The organism is Priestia sp. HNGD-A6 (assembly GCF_045784335.1).
In the GTDB taxonomy this organism is placed as follows: Bacteria; Bacillota; Bacilli; order Bacillales; family Bacillaceae_H; genus Priestia; species Priestia zanthoxyli.
In genome coordinates this window covers 4,706,185-4,730,843 of the sequence record NZ_CP138621.1, presented here as the reverse complement: position 1 = coordinate 4,730,843, position 24,659 = coordinate 4,706,185, and the positions used below count along the sequence as shown (strand labels likewise).

Sequence of the window (24,659 nt, the reverse complement as noted above, 5' to 3'; positions counted from 1 at the left end):
AAAGATAGTTTCACTTTTCTAAAGTGAGAAATACATAGGAGACATCAAAGGAGACATGCAAATGACAGAACTCGAAAAAGCGAAAATTCAGCACCGAAAGCTGTCCAAGGGGCAGGTATTTGGTAGGGCTATCGCCATTGCGATCGGTGCCCTGCTCATGGCCACAGGACTTGAAATCTTCCTTGTTCCAAACCACGTTGTTGACGGAGGAATTACCGGTATTTCCATCATGCTTTCGCATATTACCGGCGTAAATCTAGGAATCTTTCTTTTTGTACTAAATCTTCCGTTTGTATTTATCGGGTACAAGCAAATGGGAAAAACATTTGCCCTTTCCACTATTTTTGGCATACTGGTTGTATCCATCTTAACTTCTATGTTTCACCATGTCCCCGCGTTTACCGCAGACGTTCTTCTTGCTACCGTTTTTGGAGGGATTATTCTCGGAATTGGAATTGGACTCGTAATTCGCTACGGCGGAGCGCTTGACGGTACGGAGATACTTGCTATTTTAATCAGTAAAAAAATTCCGTTTTCTGTGGGAGAAATTGTAATGTTTTTCAACTTCTTCATTTTAGGAGCAGCGGGATTTGTGTTCACGTGGGACCGCGCCATGTATTCCATCCTTGCGTACATCATTGCGGCTAAAGCCATTGATACAGTTGTAGAAGGATTGGAAGAATCAAAATCAGCTTGGATTATTAGTGATCATTCTGATGACATCGGCGATGCGATTAATGCGCGTCTAGGTCGAGGCGTTACCTATTTGCACGGTGAAGGTGCTTATACGGGCGATGATAAAAAGGTGATTTTCTGCATCATTACGCGCCTTGAAGAATCAAAGCTAAAAACCATTGTTGAAGATTTTGACCCTACTGCCTTTTTAGCCGTTGCAGATATTACCGAAGTCCGCGGCGGACGCTTTAAAAAACGAAACATTCACTAAAAAAAACGCGCAGAAAGCATGATGCTTTCTGGGCGTTTTTATGTAAAAGAGACTTTTTGAACCCGCTTAAACCATTCATAACAAAGAAGTACAATTAAACATAAGTCGATTAAATCGCCTCCGTAATACATCAGCATAGCCCCTTGCTGCGCCTCTTCTACCGAGACGTGCATAGGCGGGTGAGCGTACACATATTTTGATAAAATACCGTGAGCGGCAAGAGCAAGACCCAATACGAACGCTCGGTGCGTAAAAGCTTTTTGATGCGGCGAAGGATCAATTGAAATCATCGATACGGTGAATAAATAGCCGGCTAAAAATACGTGAATATGTACAGCGACATGCACGAAAAAAGAGTGATGCATCATGCCATACAGACTTGTTGTATAAAGAATCCAAAGTCCTCCTACGTTAAGAACAGAAGCTGTCACCGGACTGCTGATGAACCGAACAAACCGCCCTTTTAAAAATTTTGACACCTTTCTAGCTGCATGAACCGGAAGCGTGCGAAGCAGCAGTGTAAAAGGTGCTCCTAACGCCATTAAAAGCGGAGCTAGCATACCTAAAAGCAAATGCCCTGTCATATGCGCGGTAAAGTCCATATGAGCACGAGCTGCGAGCGGTCCTGCTACAGAAGATATGGCGCATAAAATACCAAGTGTCCAGCTGGACGTCCTATATAATGACCATTTTCTATACGTTGCATTTGAAGACGTTACAGCCCACACGTATAAAAAAAAGGCAGCGACAAAAGGCAGGGCTAATAAAAGCTGAGATAGTACTTCATATTTAATCATGATGTGCACCTTGTTTACGTGTAAACCATGTTAACATGATGCCAATAAGCAGCATCAAACATGCAAGTACATTCCACGTAATGTCGTAAGGTGCAATCTTCACTCCGTACCGAATTTGGTGAAGGCCCATAAGCTTATGCTGAACGGTCCCGTCATAAAGCTGAAACGCCCCCGCTCCAAGCAATACTCCTCCTATCCACCTTTTCACCCACCAGCCGCCCCGGCGCCTTAGATCTGCCACCATAAAAAGTGATGCGATTGTAGCGAACCAGCTGAACGCATGAAACAAACCATCCGACACTAAACCAGCGGCCGTTGTGGACTTATCATAAAAATGATGCCAATGAAGCAGCTGATGAAACACTGCTTCATCAATAAAAGCAACTAACCCTACGCCAAACAAAAAGCCTGACCAGCTATTTCGAGCGCGGTGAACCACGCGCTGATTTGCAGTTGCTTCGTGCTTCTTTTCCATATATATATCCCTCCCTGCCAGTTCTTTAAGTTTATATCGATTCTAATGAACGTATACCCTATTAAAGAGAAATGAATCTATAATATGGAAAAATAGGAGCTATAACCTAACCTCGTTTTCATTATCTTTTCACCATAAAGGTATAGGATAGTATTTACGAAGCCAATTAGCATATTTTTTCATAGTTTTACTCCCTTTCTAATGACCTGTTTCCCCAAAGCAGGTCTTTTTTATATCCCGCTTCTCTTTTCACCATTTTTTCACCATAAAGGTATAGGATAGTACTTGCGAAGCCAATTAGCATATTTTTTTCATAGTTTTACTCCTTTTGAAGACCTGCTTCCCCAGAGCAGGTCTTTTTTTATATCCAGTTTCTTTTTTCATCATTTTTTCACCATAAAAGTATAAGATAGTACTTGCGAAGCCAATTAACATATTTTTTCATAGTTTTACTCCCTTTCTAATGACCTGTTTCCCCAAAACAGGTCTTTTTTATATCCTGCTTCTCTTTTCATCGTTTTTTCACCATAAAGGTATAGGATAGTACTTGCGAAGCCAATTAGCATATTTTTTTCATAGTTTTACTCCTTTGTGAAGACCTGCTTCCCCAGAGCAGGTCTTTTTTTGTTTGATGTTTCTTTTCACTGTTTTTTCACTATTGGGCGGTAAGATAGTACATGTAAAGCCAATTAGCATATTTTTTCATAGTTTTACTCCCTTTCTAGTGACCTGTTTCCCCAAAACAGGTCTTTTTTTATTTTTTCTAAAAGCTTCCATCTTTTCACCGTTTTTTCACTTTTCTTTTGTATACTAAGTTTGTCAAAGCAATTTCATCATTTTTCATAAATGACCCCTATTTATTCCCCGCTTTTTGTGAGCGGGGCTTTTTTTATAAGAAAAGCATATTTTTTAAAAAAGCTTTTCTCTTTTCACCGTTTTTTCACTTTTCTTTTATATACTGTTCTTGTCAAAACAATTTCATCATTTTTCATAGATGTACCCTATTTGCACCCGCTTCTTGTAAGCGGGACTTTTTTTGTTTTCAGATAAAAAAAGCTTAACCCGGAGGTTAAGCTTTTTTCATCTGCTTGCGAAGAACAAGCATCATAATCGTAATAATGGTAAACGCAATAAACGCTAAAAAAGGAATGGTGATAAATCCAAGCCAGTTAATATATTGACCTGAGCAAGGAACACCGCTTGTACACGTTTCAAATGCTTTAAGAGCCGGTATCTTCTGCAGGCAATAATGATAGCCTGAAAGCGCCATACCAATCACCGAAAACGGCAGGACGTATTTGTAGATGAACGTATCATTCCGGTACACGGCTACGCCTAGCACAATCGCGAGCGGATACATTAAAATTCGCTGATACCAGCAAAGTTCGCACGGGATGAAGTGAAGAACTTCACTAAACGTCAAGCTTCCAAGCATCGCGATAAGCGCTGTAATCCACCCGAAAACCAAAGACTTGTTCATTATTTGTTCTCCTTAGCCGCATCTTTGACCATTTGATCAAAGTCATCGATTGTTTTTCCTTCGAATTTTTTGCCGCCTACATAAATGGTTGGTGTACCTGTGATGCCTAAGTCATTGGCTGTCTTCATATCTTGATTAAACGCATCTTTTCCTTTTCCGTCTTTAAATGCACTCGCTACTTTTTTCGCATCGGCATCGCTTGACACTTCTTTCAGCGTATCTTCTAAGTAGGATTCCGTTAAGACATCTTTCTTTTCGTCCGCTGCGTTTTGCTTTTTATAAAGAAGTTCATGGAATTTCCAAAATGTATCGTTTCCAAGCTCTTTGTATACCGTTTCGGCGAATTCTGCTGCACGAGAGGAGTCGTTGTTGATAAATGCATAGTTCATAAAGTAGAATTTCACTTTACCTGTATCCACATAATCTTTTTGAATCAGCGGGAAAAAGGATTCCGTGAAGTTTTTGCAAGCCGGGCATTTGTAATCTCCAAACTCTACCACTTCTACCGGAGCTGACTCTTTTCCAAGATACGGCTGATTATCATATGTAAGAGCGGCCTTTTCATCTCCTCCGCCCTTTGACATATTCGAAAGGACGATTAACCCTAAAATACAGACCGCAATAATTCCAATCACCCAAAAAATCCACTTGCTTGAGGATGTTTGCTGATTGGGCGTTACTTTTTTCTTTTTCTTTGCTTTTGACACAATCTCATCTCCTTCTTTTCTTTCTCTCTTACAAACTTACAAAGCTGTTAGAGCTGTAAAAATCAGCGCACACAAAATAAAAAACACGTATAGCGACGTCAGCGTTAAAATAACAGGAGGCTGCATCGGCATTTTCGTTTCCGGATTTAAAATATATTGAATGCGATAATTAACAGACGTATCAGCAAACGATACGTGCGCACACGAGAGACTTGTCTGTCCCGTTTTCACCATTTTTAAAAGCGCGCTGCCGATGTGAGCAGGCGTGCCATTTTTCACAATGGCATCTTGATCAGCCAGCACTTCACGCATAACTTTGAAGCGTTTATGGCTCCATTTAATAAATGGAATATACCATAATGCAGAGGCAAGCGTACTTAGCAAAAACGTTTTGAGCGGGTCTTTGTTTGCAACGTGCGACTGCTCGTGATAAATAACGGCTTCGAGTTCATTTTCATCAAGCACCGACAGCAACCCTGTAGACAGGACGATATGCGGTGTAAACAGCCCCATCGTTAAGGCAATGGGCTGATCTGTTGTTAAGACCGTTAAATCCTTTCCGTACGCTTTTTGCAGGTCAGCCGTTGTTGTTTCATCTCGCAGCTTCGTAATCATTTTACGGACTTTCCGCATTTGAATCACTTGCTTTACAGCTTTAATGAACAGTACAAACATCGTGTGAAAAATAACGGCATTCAGCATGTATTCAATAAAAAACAAGCCGAAAAAGTGGGCTACTTTGTTACAAAGTAAAATTAAGTTAAACGATAAATTCCATCCAAACAGCAAATGCAGCACATACATCCCCATTTGCATAAGCAACGTCACGGCAATAAAAAAGCACAGGTTAAAAATAAGCTTAGAACGCTTTAGTATTCCTTGATTCATTGATTATTCATCCTTTTTTAACTGTTTGACTTTTGATTCGAGCATACTTAACAGTGAATCATCGACTTCTTCTAGCGCATCAAGCATATGAGTAACAGCAAGCGAGCCAAATTCATCGATCAATTCGTGCGTTAACTCTTTCGACTGAGCGTCGATAAATTCCTCTTTAGAAAGAATCGGCTGATACATCGACGTACGTCCTTTTAAACGCTTTTGCAACACGCCTTTTTCCACCAATCGATTCATAACGGTCATAACGGTGTTGAAGTTAACTGTTTTTTCTTTCTCAAGCACGTGCTGCACGTCTTTAATGGACATTTCACTTCCGTTCCATAAAGCCGTCATAATTTTTGCTTCAAGCGGGCCAAAAAAGCGATTAAGGCCGGTTTCGTTAAATTTGAATTTTTCAATTTTCATATTCGACACCTCACACTACTAATTGTAGTGTGAGGTGTCAAATCCGTCAACTTTTCCATGACAACCGCCTTACAATTGTCATAATCACTTTTTTACTTCATCGGTTAAATGCTGAATGGACAGCACAACTGTATCGAGCTTGGCTTCGATTCGGTGAAGTAAATAAAGCGTCACCACAATAGGAAACCCAACGTCTGAAACAAGCGTAAACCACTCTGCCATCTTCCTCTCTCCTTTTAAAAAAGCCCTTCGCACCTAAGTGGAAGGACTTTCATTTTTAAATCGTAAATTCGGTTACATTTCGCTCGACAATTTGGGCGCCTTTTCTGGCAACGAGCGCTCCGCCGCTTGAAGTAAAGACATCGCTTGCGATCAGCGCGTTCATTGCTGCTGTGATGGCTGCTGCGTCTAACGTATCTTTTGGTGATTCAATCGATAGGCTTACTGCTTTTTGTGACTCATTCAAAAACTGCATCGTTAAAGTTTTCATACTCTACCTCTTTTCTTATTTTAAAAGTGAAAACGTGACAACTTCGTTGATTTCAACAAGCGGCAGCGACTGCAGGCTGGCAATGGTTTCGCTTGCTGTAATGAGTGCATCTGCAGAACTTCCCGGCTGAATGTTCATATAGGATTTTGTCTTTAAATCGGGTTTTCCATCCTCTTTTATTCCTTGTTCTAATACTAAGCGAAGCTGGCTTGAATGCTGAATTTTTTCTGCCATCTTTTATTCCCCCTTTCACTTTATATATAGAAATGGAAATAGGAAAGAGGGATGATGGAAACACAAAAATTTTTGGTTTATAATGGGAGATAGTCTGAGTTAGAAAGAGGCTTTGGTAATGAGAAAGTGGAGCTTTTTATTTTTTGTTCTAGCATTCATGCATCCAGCTTCAGCACTTGCTGATGACGGTGCAGATGAAAAAAAGCTTGGTCCGTTTTACTACACGGTTTCTCATGATTATAGTCGAGAAAAATGGGATGTAGGGGTGTTAAATCAGCAAGACAAAACGAACATTCCTGAGACTGATTTGAACGATGAAACGCTAAAACTGTTTCAAAGCACGGTTGATGATTTAGCAGAGCTCGCGATTCGATTTGCTGCTATGAGCGTACTGCTTGTATGTTCACTCGTTGTTTTTACGTACTTTCGCATTCAAAAAAAACGCCCTTTTCTCCGCTTGTTTTTTATTTTTTCAAGCGTTGGCTTTCTATTTTGCGTCTATACATCATTGGAGTTATTTAAAAAAACTGAACAAGCAAAATCTTTATTTTACTTACTATGACTTGAAACCCCAAAAAAACCAGCCGATCGGCTGGTTTTTTCATGCATTTCTTACGGTTATGTAGTTCTGTTCATACGTCATTTCTTCCGTTTGCTTTTGCTGCTCCAAATGGTAATAAGCAGCGCATACTCCTCCTAGACCAGCAAGTGCTAGGACAATTAGAAGTATGGATGTCGCTTTTTTCATTACTTTTTCTCCCCTTATGTTTAACCCTACCTAGCAACGGCAGCTGTAAAAAAGAGTCCCCTTTCTCTTCTTTACTTGCTCATTACTTACGAAAGATATTATCATACTTTTTTTCATTTTTGTCATTTTTTTAGCTATTGTCAAAAAATTGTATATTTTATACTCGGTTTAACGAATGTTTAAGAAAGTCCATGGACTGGTTTTTTGAAAGCCCAAACGCCGTTACGATATAATCAACGTAGGCAAGAAGCTCGACGTTTCCCCCTAGTTTTGTTGTTTTAAATGATTGATTAAACCGATACTGCTTTTTATCTGAAAAGACGAGCCCTTCTTCTTCTAGAAATGTTTGAAACTGCTGATGCGGAAAGTAAAGCACATCATTTCGAACGTTCTCTAAATCAATTACAATAATCATGTCTTCGAGCTCAGTTTTTAATTCCATCATACAATCGATGTATCCGCCGATGCAGCTGATTAAAGATGTAAGAAAAAAGGGTCCGTTTATATATTGAAACTGCTCAAAAATCGTCTCATCAATGTAGCTTGAAATGCTGGATTTCAGCACGTCATGAATTTGTTTTGGTTCTTCCATATACGGAATAGGAATGTGAAACTTAGCTGATCCGTTATAAAACTGCTCCCACGCAATTGTTTTATCATATGCATCAATTACATCTGTGCTTCGAAAAATGATGGATTCCGCTGAATAAGAAGCTTTGACAAACGGTGTATGCAGCATCACCGTACTCTCATCGTCCAAACGATAGTGTTTTGGTTCGCTAGACTTGCTTAAAATATATTGCTTTAACCGTTCTTCTTCCATTTGTTCAATTAAATGCAAATCATATATTGGCAGCACGTACATATTACACATCCCGTAATGAATATAGCTTTTCCCGTGCATCGGCCACTTTCTGTTATAGATAGACAGTTCTTTTGTGCAAAATTCCTCTATTCGCTGCGTTTGATCCTCCGATTTTTGATAAAGACGATCTAAATGATAGCGATCATCGATTTCCGTAACCGGAGATGTGCCGCTTCCAATTCTTCTGTAAATTTTCCCGTAAGACATGTACGGAGGGTTCGGACCTTCGGGAATCCAAATAACAAAAACACCTTGCCCGGGGTGATCTTCAGGTGATAAAAAGCGCGTAACGATACGAGGAATGGGATTGGTGACATCTTTCAGCATATTATTAATAAACAGCTCATATTCCTTGCGCTCGAGCAGGTTAATGGAATGGTCGTCTTCATCTACGCCAAAAATAAGCCACCCTCCTTTTTCATTGGCAAACGAAGCGATGATATTTGGGATTTTCCGTTTGACCGTTGAGCTTACTTCGCGCTTGAACTCAAGCTGATAGCCTTCTTCTAAATGTTTTTCCATCATGCGCTGCACATCTGAAAACTCAATTTCTCCAATTGTTTTTTTCTTTCCTTCTTCGCTTATAAATGGTGAATAAAACGATTCTTCGTTCACTTGTCTTCCCCCTCCTCACCACTTCTATTTAACTTATCCATATGATGAGAAGTAAAAAGACAGTCATATTTCTTTGATTTTTTTCAAAAAACAAAATTTTTACCAAATTCATCCTGTTTTATATTATGATAGAAAAAGAGGTGAATAACATGATTGAAGCAATATTTTTAGACCGAGACGGAACGATTGGAGGCAGTAATGACATTCAATATCCAGGTGATTTTCAGCTGTTCCCCCAAGCAAAGCAAGCGATTAAAGACATAAAAAAACAAAACATTCCGCTGTTTTCCTTCACAAATCAGCCCGATGTTGCAAAAGGAAAGGTAAATAAATCACAGTTTATCTCTGAACTTTTAGCTTTTGGATTTGATGATGTTTACCTTTGTCCTCATGAAGATTCAGACGCCTGTTCGTGCCGCAAACCAAACCCCGGCATGCTGTTAAAAGCAGCGGAGGAGCACAGCTTAAATTTGGCTAACTGCATCGTGATTGGCGACCGGTGGAAAGACCTAGTAGCGGCCAGTGCAGCAGGCGCTCACTGCATTTTAGTGTTAACAGGTGCCGGGCATGACACGTTACATGAACGAGAAAAGTGGGCTGATGTACAACCAACTCTTATTGCAGCCGATATACAGAAAGCTGTTGAATTTATCTTTACATCACTGAGTTCACAGCCGATACTATCGCATTCACATACTCGTTGAACAGCTGCTCATCCTGTAATAATTGTTCATACTGCGGAGTGGTGATTTCAAGCTGCAGTCCTTTATTCCGCTGATTGTCGTTGGCGATATTTCGAGGTGAAACGCCTTTTAAATGTACGGGCGTTTCACTGATCGGAAAATTCGAAAGTGCTTGACGCACCGCTTTTTCTAACTTTTCGTCTCTTCCTCCAATATAAGTTGTACAGACATCGCTATAGGCACCGTGAAGAGAAATTGTGATCTCTGATTTTTTCACAAGATGACGCGCCATTTCTTCATCGTAGTTTGCAGACGTAACATGTAATTCAAACGGATTTTCTGTTTTCAGCGTTTTAAATACGTACACCGTTGCGTTCAGCTTTTCTGCTATTTTTTCCGCTACTTCTTCTGTCCCAATTTCCATCGTTCCTCCGTGAATCGCAAGCACGACAATTTCTCTCCGGCGAATGACACACTCTATTTCGTAATCGATTCCGGCTCGTTCACACTGAGATAATTCTTGAAAACTTTGATACACATCCCTCATCTGTTTCTTCACACCTTTCTTTTATCTTTCATATACCCAGGCTTTAATTTTCCTTTTTCTTCATATAGTAAAAGTAGTAAACGGATTAACCCTTTGTTTACGCGTTCATTTTTGTTTTTATACTTTATATTTTAGTGTGCACAAAAATTTTTTTTGAAATTCGAAATAAAAGTATTGCCAAACAAACCGTCCAGACGGTAAAGTATTCTAGGGAAAATCAAAAAGGAGGAAATTCATGTGTCTACATATGATGATATATTGCTTGCGGCCACTCAGGTTGTGCAGCGTGACGGCGTTGGAAATTTGACGCTTGAAAAAGTAGCAAAAGAAGCCGGTGTTAGTAAAGGCGGCTTGTTGTACCACTTCTCATCAAAAGATGAATTGATTCAGCAAATGCTGTATTCAGTCACCAAGAAATATGATGACGGACTAAACGTACAAGTTGAACATGACAATTCTCCTGGCAAATGGAGCCGGGCTTATCTCGCTGAGACCCTTCATGACCTTCAGCGTGAACAAGCGATGAGCGCAGGGTTGCTTGCAGGTATTGCAACGAATCCTGAACTTCTGCAGCACCTTCAAAAACACTACGAAAAGTGGCAGCACCATATTGAACAAGATGGCATTGACCCTGTCCTTGCTACCATTGTGCGCTTAGCAGCCGATGGATTATGGTTCAGCCAAATGTTTGGGCTCGCACCCGTGGATCCAGACATGCAAAAACAGATTCAACAACAACTTCGGAAATTAACAGAGGAGGGTTTTCGATGAAAGCCTATTTATTTTTAGCAATTGCAATTAGTTCAGAGTTATTTGGTACATCTATGTTAAAAGCATCAAACGGATTTACAAAATTTTGGCCTAGTCTTGGTGTTTTATTAGGATTTGGTCTTGCTTTCTATGCGCTTTCCACATCGCTTCAGCACATTCCGCTCAGCGTTGCATACGCCATTTGGTCTGGTGTAGGAACTGCTGTGACAGCTGTGATTGGTGTAGTCATTTGGAAAGAAAGCGGCAGTCTTACGATGGTATTTGGCATCGTATTAATCATTGCAGGAGTCATTCTTTTAAATTTAAAATCAGTGGCTCATTAAAAAAAGAGCCAGTAAATACTGACTCTTAAGCAAAGGAGGAAAATCGACTGTCTACTTATGAAAGTAGTATGTATCGTTTTCCTTTTTTTATACTCTTTTATAGATTAAACGGATCTAGGAATTTAACAGATGGATATTTGTCCTGGAACAAACGCCATACAAAATCGTTTTCAAACATAAGAACAGCATGCTTATCACGATCTTCTACTAGCATCACGCGAGAATCTAGCATGCGATCTTCAATTGTTGCTTTGTCTACCCATTTTGCAATGTTGTGAGACATGCGTGTGAATTCAAGATCGACATTGTACTCACCTTTCATACGATGTTCAAATACTTGGAACTGAAGTTCACCGACTGCTCCTAAAATATAATCTCCAAAGAACGGCGTACGGTAAAGCTGTACCGCCCCTTCTTGTACAAGCTGATTAATTCCTTTTTCAAAGTGCTTGGATTTCATTGCGTTTTTCGCACGAACTTTTACAAACAGTTCAGGCGGGAACTTTGGAAGAGCGTCGAATTCGAATACTTTTCCCTCTCCTACAATGGTATCGCCAATTTGATACGTACCTGAGTCATACAAGCCAATGATATCCCCTGGATACGCTGTGTCTACTGTTTCACGGCTTGATGCCAAGAACTGATGAGACTGCGCTAGCTTCATTTTGCGGTTCGTTCTTGCTAATGTTACGTTCATTCCACGCTCGAATTTTCCTGAACATACGCGTACGAACGCAATGCGGTCGCGGTGAGCTGGGTTCATGTTCGCTTGAATTTTAAAGATGAAACCTGAGAAGTTTTCATCGGTAGGCTGAACGGTGCCATTCGTTGATTCACGAGGCTGCGGCGGTGATGTTAATTGTAAAAATGAATTAAAGAAAGACTGTACGCCGAAGTTCGCAATCGCACTTCCGAAGAAAACAGGCGTTAATAAGCCTTGCTTTACTTTTTCAATTGAAAAATCATTACCTGCTTCGTCTAATAGAGATAAATCATCCACTAAGCCTGGTAAATACATTTCATCGACGTGTTTTTTAATTTCATCGTCGATATTTTCACCGTCAAAGTCTGCAAAATAAGACTCTTTGTTTCCTTGATACACTTCAATTTGCTTTGAAAAACGGTCATACGTTCCTTGGAATCGTTTCCCCATGCCAATTGGCCACGTTACAGGGTATGATTCGATACCAAGTACATCTTCAATTTCTTCAAGCAGCTCAAGCGGCTCTTTTCCTTCACGGTCTAATTTATTGATAAACGTTAGGATGGGAATACCGCGCATACGACAAACTTTAAAAAGCTTAAGCGTTTGTGCTTCAATTCCTTTTGTTCCGTCAATAACCATGACCGCACTATCTACAGCTGTTAAGGTACGATACGTATCCTCACTGAAGTCTTCGTGTCCTGGTGTATCCAAGATGTTAATAAAGTGATCTTTATACTCAAACTGCATAACACTTGATGTAACTGAAATTCCACGCTGTTTTTCAATTTCCATCCAGTCAGATGTAGCAAACTTGCCTGATTTTTTTCCTTTAACCGTTCCGGCTGAACGAATCATTCCGCCCAGTAACAGCATTTTTTCTGTTAACGTTGTTTTCCCGGCATCCGGGTGAGAAATAATGGCGAATGTACGACGTGAATCGACCATCGTTTCTTGAAGTTGGTTGCTCATACGTTTTAAAATCCTTTCTGCTCTACAATTCCTATTTTCATCATTTCATTATACGCTTTTTTTATACTGCGTGACTAGTTTTTTTCATATTTGAATACTTCTGCAAAATCAAAGAAATCGTCAACAAGGTGTAAAAAGCGAACAAGAAAAGACCCCTTTTATAAAAGGGGCCTTCTCCCAGTTTAGTTTAACGACCGACCAGAGAAACGTTCTGCTGATCGGCTTAAACTTTATAAAAAAAATTACTTTTGAACGTTAGCAGCTTGTGGTCCACGGTTGCCTTCAACGATTTCAAATGTAACTTCTTGACCTTCTTCTAAAGTTTTGAAACCTTCGCCTTGGATAGCAGAGAAATGAACGAATACATCGTCTTGTCCTTCTACTTCGATGAAACCGAAACCTTTTTCAGCGTTGAACCATTTTACTTTACCTTGTAACATATCTCTTTTCCTCCTTGTGTGACAATCCACACATTGTGTATTACTCTATTCCTGCTCTTACAATAAGTCAAGACGAACACTTCGAACTATCCTTACCGAACAAAAATAAGCACCTTTATTGTAACAAATCCTCCAAAAAATTTCAAAGGAATTTGCACATTCTTTTTGTTCGCTTCTATCCCTTACCTACAGCCTTTCTAGCCCTTTTTAAGCAGCCGAATATGAACGAATTATCCGCACTTCCTCTTGATGTTTTTTCTTGTATAACGATCCTTTAAATGGATAACGCTATAGAGATAGATACTCTTTCTATTTATGAGAAAGCAGGTGACATCACAACCTATGGAAGACATTCTCATGTCCCTTCTTAGGACCTTTGTTTCTTTTATTATCTTAAGCATTACAACTTTCCTGATTGGAAAACAAATTAACACCCATAACAATCATTTTACGTTTGCGATGTCCATCATTATTGGGTCGTTCATCGCAAATATGGGATTTGATTTAAAATTAAAATTTCTGCCGATGTTCGCTTCTTTTGCTTTTCTTGTGGCTATTCATTTTCTTTTAGCATCAACAGCTCTAAAAAGCAGGCGCTTGCGAAAATGGATTACAGGACGCCCGACGGTTATTATGGAAAAAGGAAAGCTTCTTGAAGCAAATATGAAAAAAGTCAAATATTCCATTGACGACTTGAATCAGCATTTACGAGAACTAGGAACGTTCAACATTGCTGAAGTAGAATTTGCTGTTTTAGAAGTAAGCGGAAAACTGTCGGTATTAAAGAAAACTGCTTATCAAAACATTGCCAAACAGGACGTTTTGTCTAAGCCGTTTAAAGAAATGAATTTACCGGTAGAACTCATCATGGACGGAGAAATTATTCATAAAAATTTAACACCTCAATATACCGAACAATGGATCAACCTTGAGCTTTCAAATCGTCAGCTTCAGTTGAACCAAGTGCTGTATGCAGTTGTGTCAACAAACGGCATGCTCTATGTAGATGAGTATAAAGATCAGCTGTCCGCTCCTACAGACAGAGAATAAGGTTGAGACATAACTAAACGAGTTTAATTCTCCATAAAGAATCAAACTCGTTCGGATAAAATACGTTTGTCCCAGTTTTACTGCGCCATTTCTTCAACTGTTCCTTCTTTTAAGCCATAATAGTTCCGCTCAAATCGCTTTATTTCTTGATCATAGCGGCGTACTTTTGCATCGGCTAGCTGGCGGCTTTGTTTTGTTTCTTCAAGCAGCTCGACCTGCTGATTAATTTGAAAAATAGTCGTCGTCAGCTCGTCTTGATAATCATAAATTTCATTTTGAATATCCACGCATACGGGCAAGCGATTTGCTAAAATAAAGTCCGTCATTTGCATAAGCACTTTTTTACGCTCTACTTCTTTCACTTTGCTTTTGACAGCTCGTTCTGCAGAACGGAACGTCAGCCTTACTTTAGAGAAGAAGTCACCTTTAATCGAAAGCTTGCGCTGCAGTTCTTCTACATCCTGTTTTAATGATTCATGCTCTTCAATCATTTTTTGAAGCACAAGCCCTCCGTTTAACGATGTGAGCTCCATTTCATCAAGCTGATGGCGAATGGCTGTTTTGAGCGTTTCAATTTGTTTCACCGTCTTTTTCTCCGTAGCGCGGAGCTGCTTAACATACTGCTCTGTTTTATAAATAAAGTTGTCTAACCGTTCACGATCAAACAGTGACTGCTCTTTCTTTTTTACATAATCTTGATACGTTGTGTGTACAGATGACCACTTGATCAATAGAGACTGATAATTCAACAGCTCATCCTGATGCTCAAGCTTGTACGTCCACATCAGCTGAACAACTACTAATAACAGTGGTAAAAACGTTCCAGCTTCTTTGCGTTTTGCAATAATTTCATGACTTTCAAAGCTCGCCATTAAAAAAAGCGGCGCATTCATACTAAATAGCAGTGCTGGCGGGTAATTAACGGGAATAAAGATACTCATTACGGTTGCCATAAGGCCTGAAATAGCAGGGTATGCGTGCGGAGGAAGCTGTTTGTATAGCTCGATTGTCCCTTTTTTTTGCAGCAGTTTCACAAGCGCTGCCTGCTGATAGTCTCCTAATACATCAATCATTCTTTCTTGATACATGGGAGGAAGCTGCTCAATCCAATTCATCAGCTGCTGCTGAAACACAGCTTGCTGACGATTTGTAGCAATCATGTATTGCGAATCAATTAGATGAAAGAACAGTCGGATTTGATGGCGCATCACGTCTTCTAGCGTATGACAGCGTGCAATTGAAAACAGCTCATTGTATTTAGATACAAGCAAATTTCCAATGTTATCGCTTAACTCGTACAGCTCGCCATTTGTTGTAGCATGAGAAACGGGAAGTTCAAAAAACTTCGCCATTTCAAGCAAAATATGCAGATGCATGTCTACTTCAGGCTGTTTTTCAAGCAATTTCATTTCTTCTACCAATGATGCTTGAAAATCCGTATGCTCCGTTTGCTGATACCGTGCTGACATTTCCGTATAAATGCGGTGGTCACATAACACATAAGCAGCTCTTAGGATATCGCCTTTAGACGTAAGCAACCCATACAATAACTGTTGTCCGTTCATCTTCACACCGTCCTTCATTAAATTTTCTTACTATAGCTTTCTATCATTTTATACTTTTTCTATAAATTCGATGCAATAGTTCAAATTTCCTGTTATCTTTCTTCTTGCTTTCTTAATACGAAGAGTGCCGTCCAACATGACATCAGTGCAGGCGGGATCATCCAAGTCATATATCGCCACTCACCCGTCACAAGCGCCATAATGAGAAAGATGAGCGGAAAACCTATTAGTACTATGATAACACGTGCTCGGCTTACCGATTTTTTCATCGTGCATCGCCCCTTCTGTTCGTCCCTTATTCTTATAATACCCTTTCGCTTCTATAGCATTAAACACCTTTATAAACCGTTCGTACATTTCCTTGTTTTCTAGACAGTCTATGACATAAGTTTTAAAAAAGAACAGAGGATACCTCTTACTTTGATGAATCGCGTAAGCAGCTTTTATGTTTTGACAAGCTAAATCGAGAAAAATGTGTTATGGTAAAAGAAAATTTCGTTTTTACTACCTACATTGAAACGAAAGGGTTGATCGTATGAACATTTTTTTGATTGGCGCAAGCGGCAGGACCGGACAGGAAGTAATCAAGCAAGCGATTAAAAACGGACATTATGTAAAAGCTTTTGTGCGAAATCCATCTAAGCTTAAGATAACGCATGCGAACGTACACATCATACAAGGCGACGTGCTGGATTATTATGAAGTGTGTCAGGCTATGCGAGGGTCTGATGCAGTCATTTCTTGTCTGGGAACCGAAAATCTAGGGCATTCTACCCTTTTAGTAGAAACGACAAATCTGCTGATTCAATGTATGAACGAAAACGGAATTCAGCGTATCGCCTACACGGCTTCAGCCGGAATCGACGGAGAAATTCCAGGCATGACGGGCTGGCTTGCTCAGCGTATTTTAAAAAATGTGCTTCGCGACCATCACGAAGCCGTGAAGCTCTTGAAGGTAAGCGGACTCGACTGGACCGTTGCTCGGCCAATGGGTCTAACGAGCGGTTCGTTAACCACGTATTATCGTATAGGAGAAGCTAGCATACCAGAAAACGGACGCAACATCAGCCGTTCTGATGTCGCTCATTTTCTCCTTCAAGCCGTAGAAAACAACAGGCACATAAAAAAATCACTAAGTCTTTCGTATTAAGTGTTCTAAAGGAGTGTTGATAGTGAACCTATCAAAAATTTTTCTAAAAATAAGTCTTGTACTTTTAATGGCATGCGTCTTTATTGAAGGTAATTTTCAAGTGGCGCTTGGCATCTTTGCTGCTGTTTGCATGCTTGTCATCATTTTTGCCAAGCCTCTTTCAAAATCGCTGCTTCCTGCTAATAAAAAAACAGGAAAAAAAGACCGCGAAACATTAATGATGGTCATTGGTGTCATCATTTTTATTTCAGGAAGCTTTTTTATTGCGTAGTAGCATTATAAACATCCACATTTTTAATCATATAAAGGGCTGTGCTGTAAGTCGAATATTCGCCTTATGGCGCAGCCTTTTTAGCTTTCATGAGGTCTCTTTCAGCAATAGCTTCTGTACCATTCCATTATTTAAGCAAATTACCTGCCAAACCCTCTTATGCTTTTTTTCATCAACTCACATAATATATGTAGAAGATATCGTAAGACAAGCGTCAAAAGAAAGAGGAGGAAGATAAATGAAATGCCCCCATTGCGCTTATTCTAATCCGGAAGGGGTAAAATTCTGCTTAAATTGCGGCCATGAAATCGTGGACCACGATGAAAACTACAGCATATTCTACTTGTTTGCCCATCGTGTTGATAAAATTCCAAGAAATGAACGTTCGGTTGAACCTAAATTTCGAAATATATTCTCTCGAGTCTTCCGACAGCACAGTGAAATGGAAGCTGAACGGCTTTTTATTGTAGGAACAGGGCTTACGACTCCTAAAATAGAAGAGGTTGTAAATACATGGCCAAAGCCTTGGCTTTTTGCAAGGGTCTTTCTTATTGCGCTTGTCGCATACTTAGGACTATATCTAGGCGTAAGCTTATTCGAAAACATCAACTTTATACCCGGTCTTATTGTAGTCGGTGCTTTTGCAGTGCCATTTACTACGCTCATTTTCTTTTGGGAAATGAACGCTCCGCAGAATATTGCTATTTACAAAATTGTTTATGTCGTTTTTATTGGCGGAATCCTCTCACTTTTATTAGCACTTGTGTTTTATGATATTCTTGGAAATAACACAAACGTGATCGTGATTGGAATATGTGAGGAACTGGCTAAAGTTATCGCTGTTATTTATTTTGTACGCAATCTTAAATATAGATATATCCTTAACGGACTTCTCTTAGGAGCTGCAATAGGAGCTGGTTTTGCTGCTTTTGAAACCGCTGGCTATGCTTTGCGAGCACTTCTTTCCGGCAGCTTTCACATGCTCTATTCTACAATACTCTGGCGCAGTATTTTTGCTCCTGGAGGACATGTGGCTTGGGCTGCCTTGACTGGCGCTGCCATCTGCATCGTGCAAGGAGATAAGAAATTTCAGTGGAGCATGTTGATAAAACCAAAATTTTTCGGTGTATTTTTGCTTGTCGTTTTTATGCACGCTCTTTGGGACTCACCTGTACTAGGTATTTTCCCAGCTGGACATACGATTTTAACGGTTATATTATGGATTTTGGTATTCAGTATGATTCGTATTGGGCTAAAAGAAATCGCGGATAAAAAGCTGGAGTTGACCTATTACAAAGAAAAGCCTACACCCTCATAGGAAATGTTCAGCTTGCGTTTAGCTGCTCGTTTTAACTTTTTATTACCTTTATGTTTCATTTTGAAAATTGTTGTTACAAATTGTAAAAAACAGTATTCAAATTACCTGGACATGGTATGATAACCTAAATAACATGAAAGGGTGACTTGGTGGATGAACCTAACTGAAATTAAGCATATGATAGCAAATTTAGTAAATTATAGAGATAGCGACATTACTCATACTCTTGCCAATAGGTTTACACTAAGTTATTCAAAACAATTAAACAGTTTTCAAATCTGCGATGTTGAAAACGATATCATTTATCGTTATGAAGAATCAGAAACAACTGCGTTAGCTCTGTTTAACATGATCCATACTCTTCCCAAGACCATTTACAGACATACTAATTCGTTTGAACAAGTTTAAAGCAGGCAAAAAAGCTCATTTATTAACTAACATGAGCTTTTTTCTAGTTTTTGTCTATTTCAGTTATTTATAACCTTCTTCAAAAGAAGAATATCCTTTTTAATTGCCCGTCTAATCTCTTCAGCTTTACAGCGTTTGTATTCTTGTACTAAGCGATAGAGCTCTCTTTTAAATAAAAATTCATCTTGTTGACTACTCATAGCAGCATGCCCCTTATTAGCTTTCTATCACAAGTGATTAAAGAAAGTATTCCCTTTTCTTCTTATAAAAAACAAGTAAATTCACAAATAGATGTAAAACAACCGCTTATCCCGAGTTTATGTAAACGGCGGGATGTTCTTGCATTCAGAGGAACGACAGCTGAAGAAACATAAAAAAACATTGACTACTAGCTCTCAGTCAATGTTTTTTATTTGCTTTAGCTCTAATTCATTAAAGCTAATTTGCATATTTTTATGCGTTCATGTCTCCAAGACCTGGAGCGTGCTCATTTGGCATTTCAGATAAATGAGGGACTGGAAAAGCTTCCGGTGGAGGTGTTACGCTTAGGTCTCCGCCATTTCTGCTTGGCGTCTGCCCTTGGAATATTTCTCCCATTCGATGCGGATCTAATCTAAAATCAAATTGCGTGTTATGATAGCCCATTTCGACAAATTTTCTGCATTCAGGATATTTGTTGATATCGTAATTTGGAACAGGAAAAAGCTTGCCCCAGTCCACGCCCAATGTTTCGAGAGCTTTTGCAAACGCATTTTGATGAGCATTATCTCGAACAATTAAGAAACCTAGCGTTTCTCTTAACGTTTGGTTAGAACTCATTTCGTATATTCTTGTTTTTTGTAAAACACCGGTTGATTCTAATACAACGTTATTGAGCAAATCAGCTACTAAATTTCCGTGATTATAAACCCATGATCCGTTCCATGGATTTCCGCCTGCATCCACTGGCAGTGAGCTTTGAGCGCCCATGATATAGTGATGAGGATTAGCGTGTTTTACGGCTTCATCAAGAGGAGCCTGATCTGAACCTTGACTTCCTACGCCGGCTCCGCCGGATTCATCTAACAATGCATTGATGGTATTTTGAACGAGTTCTACGTGAGCTATTTCTTCTAAAAAAACGCCTTTCATTAAATCTCGGTACTGCGTTTCTTTTCCTCTGAAGTTAGAGCTTTGGAAGAAATATTGCATCATCGTTCGCATTTCACCAAACTGACCGCCTAAGGCTTCTTGCAGTACCTTCGCAGCCGCAGGATCGGGCTTATCCGGTTTAATGCCATTAATTAATCCTTCTTTGTAATAATACATATGAAACACTCCTTTTATTGACATTGCTTGTTTTTTGAACTAACTTATGTAGAGTTTTGTCCGCTATAGGATTTTTCACTGTTTCTTTTCTCCCTAACATATTCTAGCGTGCCGTCTTTCTCATATCTGCACATAACTACTGTTTCCATATGCGACCTTTTTATTCTGGGTAGCTAAAGTACAACTTCATTGAAACATGTGGATAACACCTTTTGTTATAAGCAAAAAACTGCTCGTAGCGGTCTTTTTACAGTCACGGAACCCTGAATACTTTAAATGCAAAAAAAGAGCTGGTCAAACCCAGCTCTTTTTTTCTATTACTTCTCTATTCCTGCTTTGATTTCTTTAATCATGCCTGCCATTGACTCAAGGCCTCCTCCAGATAAATACCAAAGACCTGGATCAAGATACACAACGTGATTGTTTTTCACTGCATTGACTTCTTTTACATACTCATTTTCAACAATTTGTTTAGCGGATGATTTTTCACCAATTGCTGCGCCGCGGTCAACCACGAATAAGTAGTCCGGGTTTTGCTTAACTAAATATTCATATGCAATGCTTTGACCGTGCTTAGCCGATGGATCTAGGCTGTCGTCTGCTGCTTTGATACCAAATACATCATGAATTAATCCGTATTTAGACCCTGGACCAAATGCTGTCATTTTGCTGTCATTTGCCATCATTACAAGCGCTTTTTTATCTAGTTTGTCCGCTTGTTTTTTCAAATCTGCAATTTGCTTATCAATTGCTGCTAGCTCTTTTTTCGCTTGATCTTCTTTATCAAAAATTTGTCCTAGTACTTTTGTGTTTTCTTTAAATGACTTCATATAGTGCTGGTTGTCCGTATCGATATAGATCGTCGGCGCAATTTTTGAAAATTCATCAAATGAATCTGCTTGGCGGCCTTGAATAATAATTAAGTCTGGCTTTAGTTCTGCAATCTTTTCGAAATCAGGTTCTTTTAAGCCACCTACATTCGCATACTTATCATCTTGATACTTTGATAAATACTCAGGAATCGCTTGTTTTGGCAAGCCCGCTACTTCAACGCCTAGTTTATCTAGCGTATCAAGTGCACCCATGCTGAATACTACAACTTTTTTAGGATTTTTCTCAATTTTAATTCCGTCTTTATTGAACTGATCGGTTACCGTTACCGTTTCTTTTTGCTTACTTTCTCCACCTGTTGTTTCTTTTGCTCCTTGATTACCGCAAGCGGCCACAACAATCGCCGTTAAGACTGCTACAAACATTACTAACACTTTTTTCACTTTTGTCACCTCATGAATAAATTTTATGAAAAATAAACGCAAATACGCTGTCCGCCAACCGTTTCGATTGGAATATCCATATCGTATATATCCTTTAATACAGATGTTTGAATGATGGTTTCTGTTGGGCCTTCACGGATCACTTCACCGTTTTTAAGCGCCACGATGTAATCCGAATAGACAGACGCAAAATTAATATCGTGAATGACAATCACAATGGTTTTGCCTAAGTCTTCTACGAGACGTTTCAACAGCTTCATAATTTCAACAGAATGCTTCATATCTAAGTTATTGAGCGGTTCATCTAAGAAGATATACTCCGTGTCCTGTGCGATGACCATAGCGATAAAAGCTCGCTGACACTGTCCTCCGCTCAGTTCATCTAAGTATTTATCTTGAATACTTTCAAGCTTCATATAACTCAGCGCCTGATCAACCGCTTGTTCATCGCTTTTTGTTAACCGGCCTTTTGAATAAGGAAACCGGCCAAAATTTACGAGTTCACGTACGCTAAGTCTGATATTCAGCTGATTGGACTGTTTTAAAATGCTCATTTTTTTGGCTAAATCCGAGCTGTCAATATTCTCTATATTTTTTCCTTCTATTGATATTGATCCTGAGTCGGCTTTAATAAGACGGCTCATAATGGAAAGCAGCGTACTTTTCCCTGCTCCGTTTGGGCCGATAAATGACGTGATTTTTCCTTTTGGAATCACCACAGATGTTTTTTCTAAAACGGTTTTTTCTCCGTATTTTTTACTGACATTTGTTACTTCTACCATGATCTATTCTCCTTTAGCAGCAAATAAATAAAGTAAATTCCGCCGGCAAAGTCAATGATGACGCTCAGCGTGGTGCTGAAGGTGAACACTTTTTCAACAATAAATTCTCCTCCGACGAGGGCTATAACACTAAGCAGCAGTGATCCCATCATAAGATAGGTGTGCTTGTACGTTTTGAACAGCTCTCTCGCAAGGTTCACAACAAGCAGTCCAAGAAAGGTAATCGGCCCAACTAAAGCTGTAGCCACTGAGACAAAAATGGCGATCACAATCAGCATTTTTTTGACAAGCCTGTCATAATCAATACCTAAATTTACCGCATGTTCTCTTCCTAACGACAGAACATCAAAAATGGAGGTAAAACGCCATACGTAAATGCCAAGCAGGATAAAAATAACCGCTGCTATGTATAGCAAATCAGTATTGACATTGTTAAAGCTTGCAAATGATTTATCTTGTACAATTTGAAATTCATTCGGATCAATCAGCATTTCCATAAATGAAGACATGCTTTTAAATAACGTGCCGAACACAATTCCAACCAGTAAAACAAAGAAAATATTCTTACCGGCTTTTTTGAATATCAGTATGTAAAGCAAGACCGAAAAGATAATCATCAGCGAAACGCAAAGAAGAAAGTTAAGATTTTTGTTCATGATGACAATATTCGTCGAGCCAAAGATGTACACAATAAACGTTTGCAGAAATAAATACAGTGAATCCAGTCCTAGAATACTAGGAGTTAGAATTCGATTATTGGTAATCGTTTGAAAGATAACGGATGAAAACGCAATCGCTCCTCCGGTTAAAACAATCGCAGCGACTTTTTCAATTCTTCGCGGCAGCGTGTACTGCCAGTAGCCTAAATCATAGCTGATAAACAGCGCAGCCGACAAAATAGCCAGCGCGGCGAGAATAATAATTTTATATTTGTTATGCATAACGACCTCTCCTTATCAGCATAAAAAGAAAGATCGCACTTCCTATTACACCGACCATTAACCCAATAGAAACTTCATAAGGGAAAATAATGACTCTGCCTAAAATATCGCACGCAAGTACGAATACAGCTCCAAGCACCGCTGTATGAGGCAGGCTTTTTCGCAAATGATCTCCACGGTAAATCGATACGATATTTGGGATGATTAATCCTAAAAAAGGCAGCATGCCAACGGTCAAAATCGTAATCGACGTAATAAGCGAAACAATGACTAATCCAATGTTTACGATTTGTTTGTATTTCACGCCTAAATTGATTGAAAAGCTTTCTCCCATACCAGCAACCGTGAACTTATCTGCGTAAAGATAAGCAATTATTAAGAGCGGTATACTCAGGTATAAAAGTTCATATCGCCCTTTGACTACTAGCGAAAAGTCGCCTTGCAGCCATGAAGAAAGGTTTTGAATCAAATCGTATTTGTAAGCGATGAAGGTAGCTAGGGAACTTACGATACTGCCGAGCATTAAACCAACTAGTGGAATATAAATCGTATCGTTAAATTTAATTCTGTCTAGTATTCTCATAAACAATAGATTGCCCGCAAGTGAGAAAATGAAAGCAATGCTCATTTTTAATAGAGGACTTGCTGAAGCAAATACTAGTAGAGAAATCAACACACCAAGTCTTGCCCAGTCCATCGTTCCTGCAGTTGTTGGAGAGACAAACTTATTTCGCGTAATTTGCTGCATAATTAATCCGCAAATACTAAGGCTCATTCCCGCCATAATAATACTCAAAAGCCTAGGAAAACGACTAAAAAACAGCGTTTGGCTTTCTTCTTTTGTTAAATGAAACAGATCCATCGCTGACAGGTCTTGTACTCCTACAAAAAGAGACGAAACCGCTAGTACAGCAAACACAAGAATTAACTGATAAAACTTCAACTTTCCTTGCTCCTTTCTTTCATCTAGAAGTCTAGTTATCTCCTCCTCTATATCATATGTAAATGATTATCATTATCAATTGACTACCCCTATAATACCATTATTCTCTAAATAATCAATGGTTTTCTTAAAATTAAAGCAAAAAAATGTCTTAACAGATGGATCTGTTAAGACATTTTAAGGTTCAATTAAACTTAAGAAGAGCTGTTTCTCTCTTCATACATAAGAGATTAAAACATACCTAACTCGCCCTCATTTAAAGACGAATAATAGGAATAAATGATCTGGACTGCTTGTTTCACCGCTGTTGATTTCCGTGCAAGGCCTCGCTTTCCGCGGGCGGCCGATAAGCCTCCTCTTTGCATGGGCTCCTGCGGGGTCTCATTTGTTCCGTTTTCTCCCCAGGAGTCTTCTCCTTACCCTCCAATCAACAGCTAGAAGTACCTCTACATATACGAAACCTACGTTCACCATAACAAAAAAATCCAAACTATCAATATTAATAGTTTGGATTTTGCTTTAACCAAGATACTTTTGTAACAGACTCT

31 protein-coding genes are annotated in these 24,659 nt (G+C 39.3%); 9 read left to right on the top strand and 22 right to left on the bottom strand.

Translation table 11 applies throughout. From position 1 onward, the window contains the following. The first annotated feature begins 61 nt into the window (after window positions 1-61). Window positions 62-946, top strand: coding sequence for a YitT family protein (locus SCI76_RS24530; RefSeq protein WP_028409242.1), 885 nt, complete (start codon window positions 62-64; stop codon window positions 944-946). A gap of 38 nt (window positions 947-984) precedes the next feature. Here the strand turns inward: SCI76_RS24530 and SCI76_RS24525 are convergent, their stop codons facing one another. The 9 genes from SCI76_RS24525 to SCI76_RS24485 form a co-directional block, all read right to left on the bottom strand. Next, complete coding sequence (locus SCI76_RS24525) at window positions 985-1,743, bottom strand: cytochrome c oxidase assembly protein (protein ID WP_168761014.1); 759 nt, start codon at window positions 1,741-1,743, stop codon at window positions 985-987. Then, window positions 1,736-2,218, bottom strand: a complete 483-nt coding sequence (locus tag SCI76_RS24520; protein ID WP_047750497.1) for a DUF2243 domain-containing protein — start codon at window positions 2,216-2,218, stop codon at window positions 1,736-1,738. The genes SCI76_RS24525 and SCI76_RS24520 overlap by 8 nt, the downstream gene beginning before the upstream one ends. A gap of 1,069 nt (window positions 2,219-3,287) precedes the next feature. After that, window positions 3,288-3,698 (bottom strand): disulfide oxidoreductase, encoded by a 411-nt coding sequence (locus SCI76_RS24515; RefSeq protein ID WP_028414446.1) that lies wholly within the window; start codon window positions 3,696-3,698, stop codon window positions 3,288-3,290. Continuing rightward, window positions 3,698-4,405 carry a thioredoxin domain-containing protein gene (locus tag SCI76_RS24510; RefSeq protein ID WP_033580543.1) on the bottom strand — a complete coding sequence of 236 codons (708 nt, stop codon included), beginning with the start codon at window positions 4,403-4,405 and terminating at the stop codon, window positions 3,698-3,700. Before SCI76_RS24510 ends, SCI76_RS24515 begins: the two co-directional genes overlap by 1 nt. Window positions 4,406-4,441: 36 nt before the next feature. Continuing rightward, the gene (locus tag SCI76_RS24505) at window positions 4,442-5,293 is read right to left on the bottom strand and encodes a M56 family metallopeptidase (RefSeq protein ID WP_028414448.1); all 852 of its coding nucleotides are present in this window, start codon (window positions 5,291-5,293) and stop codon (window positions 4,442-4,444) included. A 3-nt stretch (window positions 5,294-5,296) separates the two neighbouring features. After that, window positions 5,297-5,710 carry a BlaI/MecI/CopY family transcriptional regulator gene (locus SCI76_RS24500; RefSeq protein ID WP_028414449.1) on the bottom strand — a complete coding sequence of 138 codons (414 nt, stop codon included), beginning with the start codon at window positions 5,708-5,710 and terminating at the stop codon, window positions 5,297-5,299. 84 nt (window positions 5,711-5,794) lie between these two features. Continuing rightward, window positions 5,795-5,932 (bottom strand): YvrJ family protein, encoded by a 138-nt coding sequence (locus tag SCI76_RS24495; RefSeq protein WP_028414450.1) that lies wholly within the window; start codon window positions 5,930-5,932, stop codon window positions 5,795-5,797. A gap of 55 nt (window positions 5,933-5,987) precedes the next feature. Next, entirely contained in the window at window positions 5,988-6,200 is a 213-nt protein-coding gene (locus SCI76_RS24490) for a DUF2922 domain-containing protein (RefSeq protein WP_013057867.1), read from the bottom strand. A 15-nt stretch (window positions 6,201-6,215) separates the two neighbouring features. Then, entirely contained in the window at window positions 6,216-6,434 is a 219-nt protein-coding gene (locus SCI76_RS24485) for a DUF1659 domain-containing protein (RefSeq protein WP_013057868.1), read from the bottom strand. Between the two features lie 118 nt (window positions 6,435-6,552). Here SCI76_RS24485 and SCI76_RS24480 point away from each other — a divergent pair, with 118 nt between their 5' ends. Continuing rightward, the gene (locus SCI76_RS24480) at window positions 6,553-6,996 is read left to right on the top strand and encodes a hypothetical protein (RefSeq protein ID WP_028414451.1); all 444 of its coding nucleotides are present in this window, start codon (window positions 6,553-6,555) and stop codon (window positions 6,994-6,996) included. A 39-nt stretch (window positions 6,997-7,035) separates the two neighbouring features. Here the strand turns inward: SCI76_RS24480 and SCI76_RS24475 are convergent, their stop codons facing one another. Together SCI76_RS24475 and SCI76_RS24470 are read right to left on the bottom strand one after the other, a co-directional pair. Beyond that, complete coding sequence (locus tag SCI76_RS24475) at window positions 7,036-7,182, bottom strand: hypothetical protein (protein WP_165351766.1); 147 nt, start codon at window positions 7,180-7,182, stop codon at window positions 7,036-7,038. Window positions 7,183-7,339: 157 nt separating this feature from the next. After that, window positions 7,340-8,662, bottom strand: a complete 1,323-nt coding sequence (locus tag SCI76_RS24470; protein ID WP_407544612.1) for a helix-turn-helix domain-containing protein — start codon at window positions 8,660-8,662, stop codon at window positions 7,340-7,342. 149 nt (window positions 8,663-8,811) lie between these two features. Here SCI76_RS24470 and SCI76_RS24465 point away from each other — a divergent pair, with 149 nt between their 5' ends. After that, entirely contained in the window at window positions 8,812-9,366 is a 555-nt protein-coding gene (locus SCI76_RS24465) for an HAD-IIIA family hydrolase (protein WP_047750495.1), read from the top strand. Here SCI76_RS24465 and SCI76_RS24460 read toward each other — a convergent pair. Beyond that, on the bottom strand, window positions 9,317-9,892 hold the full coding sequence (locus tag SCI76_RS24460; RefSeq protein WP_394556404.1) for a poly-gamma-glutamate hydrolase family protein: 576 nt from the start codon (window positions 9,890-9,892) through the stop codon (window positions 9,317-9,319). The two genes, SCI76_RS24465 and SCI76_RS24460, sit on opposite strands and share 50 nt — an antisense overlap. Before the next feature lie 237 nt (window positions 9,893-10,129). Here SCI76_RS24460 and SCI76_RS24455 point away from each other — a divergent pair, with 237 nt between their 5' ends. Both SCI76_RS24455 and SCI76_RS24450 read left to right on the top strand, forming a co-directional pair. After that, a complete protein-coding gene (locus tag SCI76_RS24455) occupies window positions 10,130-10,663 on the top strand; it encodes a TetR/AcrR family transcriptional regulator (protein WP_048018933.1) in 534 nt (177 codons plus the stop codon). Next, a complete protein-coding gene (locus SCI76_RS24450) occupies window positions 10,660-10,986 on the top strand; it encodes a multidrug efflux SMR transporter (protein WP_013057875.1) in 327 nt (108 codons plus the stop codon). Before SCI76_RS24455 ends, SCI76_RS24450 begins: the two co-directional genes overlap by 4 nt. A 97-nt stretch (window positions 10,987-11,083) precedes the next feature. Here the strand turns inward: SCI76_RS24450 and SCI76_RS24445 are convergent, their stop codons facing one another. Both SCI76_RS24445 and cspD read right to left on the bottom strand, forming a co-directional pair. After that, window positions 11,084-12,661, bottom strand: a complete 1,578-nt coding sequence (locus SCI76_RS24445) for a peptide chain release factor 3 (RefSeq protein ID WP_028414456.1) — start codon at window positions 12,659-12,661, stop codon at window positions 11,084-11,086. Between the two features lie 242 nt (window positions 12,662-12,903). Then, on the bottom strand, window positions 12,904-13,101 hold the full coding sequence (gene cspD, locus SCI76_RS24440; RefSeq protein WP_013057877.1) for a cold-shock protein CspD: 198 nt from the start codon (window positions 13,099-13,101) through the stop codon (window positions 12,904-12,906). Between the two features lie 327 nt (window positions 13,102-13,428). Between cspD and SCI76_RS24435 the strand changes: the two genes are divergently transcribed. Beyond that, window positions 13,429-14,151 carry a DUF421 domain-containing protein gene (locus tag SCI76_RS24435; RefSeq protein WP_231099203.1) on the top strand — a complete coding sequence of 241 codons (723 nt, stop codon included), beginning with the start codon at window positions 13,429-13,431 and terminating at the stop codon, window positions 14,149-14,151. A 77-nt stretch (window positions 14,152-14,228) separates the two neighbouring features. Here the strand turns inward: SCI76_RS24435 and SCI76_RS24430 are convergent, their stop codons facing one another. Then, a complete protein-coding gene (locus SCI76_RS24430) occupies window positions 14,229-15,716 on the bottom strand; it encodes a hypothetical protein (protein WP_048018931.1) in 1,488 nt (495 codons plus the stop codon). 535 nt (window positions 15,717-16,251) lie between these two features. Between SCI76_RS24430 and SCI76_RS24425 the strand changes: the two genes are divergently transcribed. The 3 genes from SCI76_RS24425 to SCI76_RS24415 all read left to right on the top strand — a co-directional run bounded on the left by SCI76_RS24425 (window position 16,252) and on the right by SCI76_RS24415 (window position 18,455). Beyond that, complete coding sequence (locus SCI76_RS24425; protein WP_328175039.1) at window positions 16,252-16,866, top strand: SDR family oxidoreductase; 615 nt, start codon at window positions 16,252-16,254, stop codon at window positions 16,864-16,866. 22 nt (window positions 16,867-16,888) lie between these two features. Then, window positions 16,889-17,137, top strand: a complete 249-nt coding sequence (locus tag SCI76_RS24420) for a hypothetical protein (RefSeq protein ID WP_033580533.1) — start codon at window positions 16,889-16,891, stop codon at window positions 17,135-17,137. Between the two features lie 238 nt (window positions 17,138-17,375). Continuing rightward, the gene (locus SCI76_RS24415) at window positions 17,376-18,455 is read left to right on the top strand and encodes a PrsW family intramembrane metalloprotease (RefSeq protein ID WP_047750491.1); all 1,080 of its coding nucleotides are present in this window, start codon (window positions 17,376-17,378) and stop codon (window positions 18,453-18,455) included. Window positions 18,456-18,922: 467 nt separating this feature from the next. Here the strand turns inward: SCI76_RS24415 and SCI76_RS24410 are convergent, their stop codons facing one another. The 7 genes from SCI76_RS24410 to SCI76_RS24380 all read right to left on the bottom strand — a co-directional run bounded on the left by SCI76_RS24410 (window position 18,923) and on the right by SCI76_RS24380 (window position 24,476). Then, complete coding sequence (locus SCI76_RS24410) at window positions 18,923-19,063, bottom strand: hypothetical protein (RefSeq protein ID WP_176343797.1); 141 nt, start codon at window positions 19,061-19,063, stop codon at window positions 18,923-18,925. 253 nt (window positions 19,064-19,316) lie between these two features. Next, window positions 19,317-20,171 carry a manganese catalase family protein gene (locus SCI76_RS24405; RefSeq protein ID WP_013057886.1) on the bottom strand — a complete coding sequence of 285 codons (855 nt, stop codon included), beginning with the start codon at window positions 20,169-20,171 and terminating at the stop codon, window positions 19,317-19,319. 317 nt (window positions 20,172-20,488) lie between these two features. Then, a complete protein-coding gene (locus SCI76_RS24400; protein ID WP_033580631.1) occupies window positions 20,489-21,445 on the bottom strand; it encodes a siderophore ABC transporter substrate-binding protein in 957 nt (318 codons plus the stop codon). 23 nt (window positions 21,446-21,468) lie between these two features. Beyond that, complete coding sequence (locus SCI76_RS24395) at window positions 21,469-22,227, bottom strand: ABC transporter ATP-binding protein (protein ID WP_028414465.1); 759 nt, start codon at window positions 22,225-22,227, stop codon at window positions 21,469-21,471. Next, window positions 22,221-23,168, bottom strand: a complete 948-nt coding sequence (locus tag SCI76_RS24390; RefSeq protein ID WP_328175040.1) for an iron chelate uptake ABC transporter family permease subunit — start codon at window positions 23,166-23,168, stop codon at window positions 22,221-22,223. Before SCI76_RS24390 ends, SCI76_RS24395 begins: the two co-directional genes overlap by 7 nt. Next, window positions 23,161-24,111: an ABC transporter permease gene (locus tag SCI76_RS24385; protein ID WP_028414467.1), complete on the bottom strand. Its 951-nt coding sequence runs from the start codon at window positions 24,109-24,111 to the stop codon at window positions 23,161-23,163. Before SCI76_RS24385 ends, SCI76_RS24390 begins: the two co-directional genes overlap by 8 nt. A 230-nt stretch (window positions 24,112-24,341) precedes the next feature. Beyond that, on the bottom strand, window positions 24,342-24,476 hold the full coding sequence (locus tag SCI76_RS24380) for a hypothetical protein (RefSeq protein ID WP_255219778.1): 135 nt from the start codon (window positions 24,474-24,476) through the stop codon (window positions 24,342-24,344). Window positions 24,477-24,659: the final 183 nt, after the last annotated feature.

Bases quoted from the DNA above. Each gene is read 5' to 3' on its own strand.
- SCI76_RS24395 (WP_028414465.1), bottom strand. From the start codon at position 22,227: ATGGTAGAAGTAACAAATGTCAGTAAAAAATACGGAGAAAAAACCGTT.
- SCI76_RS24445 (WP_028414456.1), bottom strand. From the start codon at position 12,661: ATGAGCAACCAACTTCAAGAAACGATGGTCGATTCACGTCGTACATTC.
- SCI76_RS24480 (WP_028414451.1), top strand. From the start codon at position 6,553: ATGAGAAAGTGGAGCTTTTTATTTTTTGTTCTAGCATTCATGCATCCA.
- SCI76_RS24465 (WP_047750495.1), top strand. From the start codon at position 8,812: ATGATTGAAGCAATATTTTTAGACCGAGACGGAACGATTGGAGGCAGT.
- SCI76_RS24515 (WP_028414446.1), bottom strand. From the start codon at position 3,698: ATGAACAAGTCTTTGGTTTTCGGGTGGATTACAGCGCTTATCGCGATG.
- SCI76_RS24490 (WP_013057867.1), bottom strand. From the start codon at position 6,200: ATGAAAACTTTAACGATGCAGTTTTTGAATGAGTCACAAAAAGCAGTA.
- SCI76_RS24410 (WP_176343797.1), bottom strand. From the start codon at position 19,063: ATGAGTAGTCAACAAGATGAATTTTTATTTAAAAGAGAGCTCTATCGC.
- SCI76_RS24525 (WP_168761014.1), bottom strand. From the start codon at position 1,743: ATGATTAAATATGAAGTACTATCTCAGCTTTTATTAGCCCTGCCTTTT.
- SCI76_RS24505 (WP_028414448.1), bottom strand. From the start codon at position 5,293: ATGAATCAAGGAATACTAAAGCGTTCTAAGCTTATTTTTAACCTGTGC.
- SCI76_RS24390 (WP_328175040.1), bottom strand. From the start codon at position 23,168: ATGCATAACAAATATAAAATTATTATTCTCGCCGCGCTGGCTATTTTG.
- SCI76_RS24450 (WP_013057875.1), top strand. From the start codon at position 10,660: ATGAAAGCCTATTTATTTTTAGCAATTGCAATTAGTTCAGAGTTATTT.
- SCI76_RS24475 (WP_165351766.1), bottom strand. From the start codon at position 7,182: ATGAAAAAAGCGACATCCATACTTCTAATTGTCCTAGCACTTGCTGGT.
- SCI76_RS24500 (WP_028414449.1), bottom strand. From the start codon at position 5,710: ATGAAAATTGAAAAATTCAAATTTAACGAAACCGGCCTTAATCGCTTT.
- SCI76_RS24520 (WP_047750497.1), bottom strand. From the start codon at position 2,218: ATGGAAAAGAAGCACGAAGCAACTGCAAATCAGCGCGTGGTTCACCGC.
- SCI76_RS24530 (WP_028409242.1), top strand. From the start codon at position 62: ATGACAGAACTCGAAAAAGCGAAAATTCAGCACCGAAAGCTGTCCAAG.
- SCI76_RS24495 (WP_028414450.1), bottom strand. From the start codon at position 5,932: ATGGCAGAGTGGTTTACGCTTGTTTCAGACGTTGGGTTTCCTATTGTG.
- SCI76_RS24485 (WP_013057868.1), bottom strand. From the start codon at position 6,434: ATGGCAGAAAAAATTCAGCATTCAAGCCAGCTTCGCTTAGTATTAGAA.
- SCI76_RS24430 (WP_048018931.1), bottom strand. From the start codon at position 15,716: ATGAACGGACAACAGTTATTGTATGGGTTGCTTACGTCTAAAGGCGAT.
- SCI76_RS24460 (WP_394556404.1), bottom strand. From the start codon at position 9,892: ATGAGGGATGTGTATCAAAGTTTTCAAGAATTATCTCAGTGTGAACGA.
- cspD (WP_013057877.1), bottom strand. From the start codon at position 13,101: ATGTTACAAGGTAAAGTAAAATGGTTCAACGCTGAAAAAGGTTTCGGT.
- SCI76_RS24405 (WP_013057886.1), bottom strand. From the start codon at position 20,171: ATGTATTATTACAAAGAAGGATTAATTAATGGCATTAAACCGGATAAG.
- SCI76_RS24380 (WP_255219778.1), bottom strand. From the start codon at position 24,476: ATGCAAAGAGGAGGCTTATCGGCCGCCCGCGGAAAGCGAGGCCTTGCA.
- SCI76_RS24415 (WP_047750491.1), top strand. From the start codon at position 17,376: ATGAAATGCCCCCATTGCGCTTATTCTAATCCGGAAGGGGTAAAATTC.
- SCI76_RS24425 (WP_328175039.1), top strand. From the start codon at position 16,252: ATGAACATTTTTTTGATTGGCGCAAGCGGCAGGACCGGACAGGAAGTA.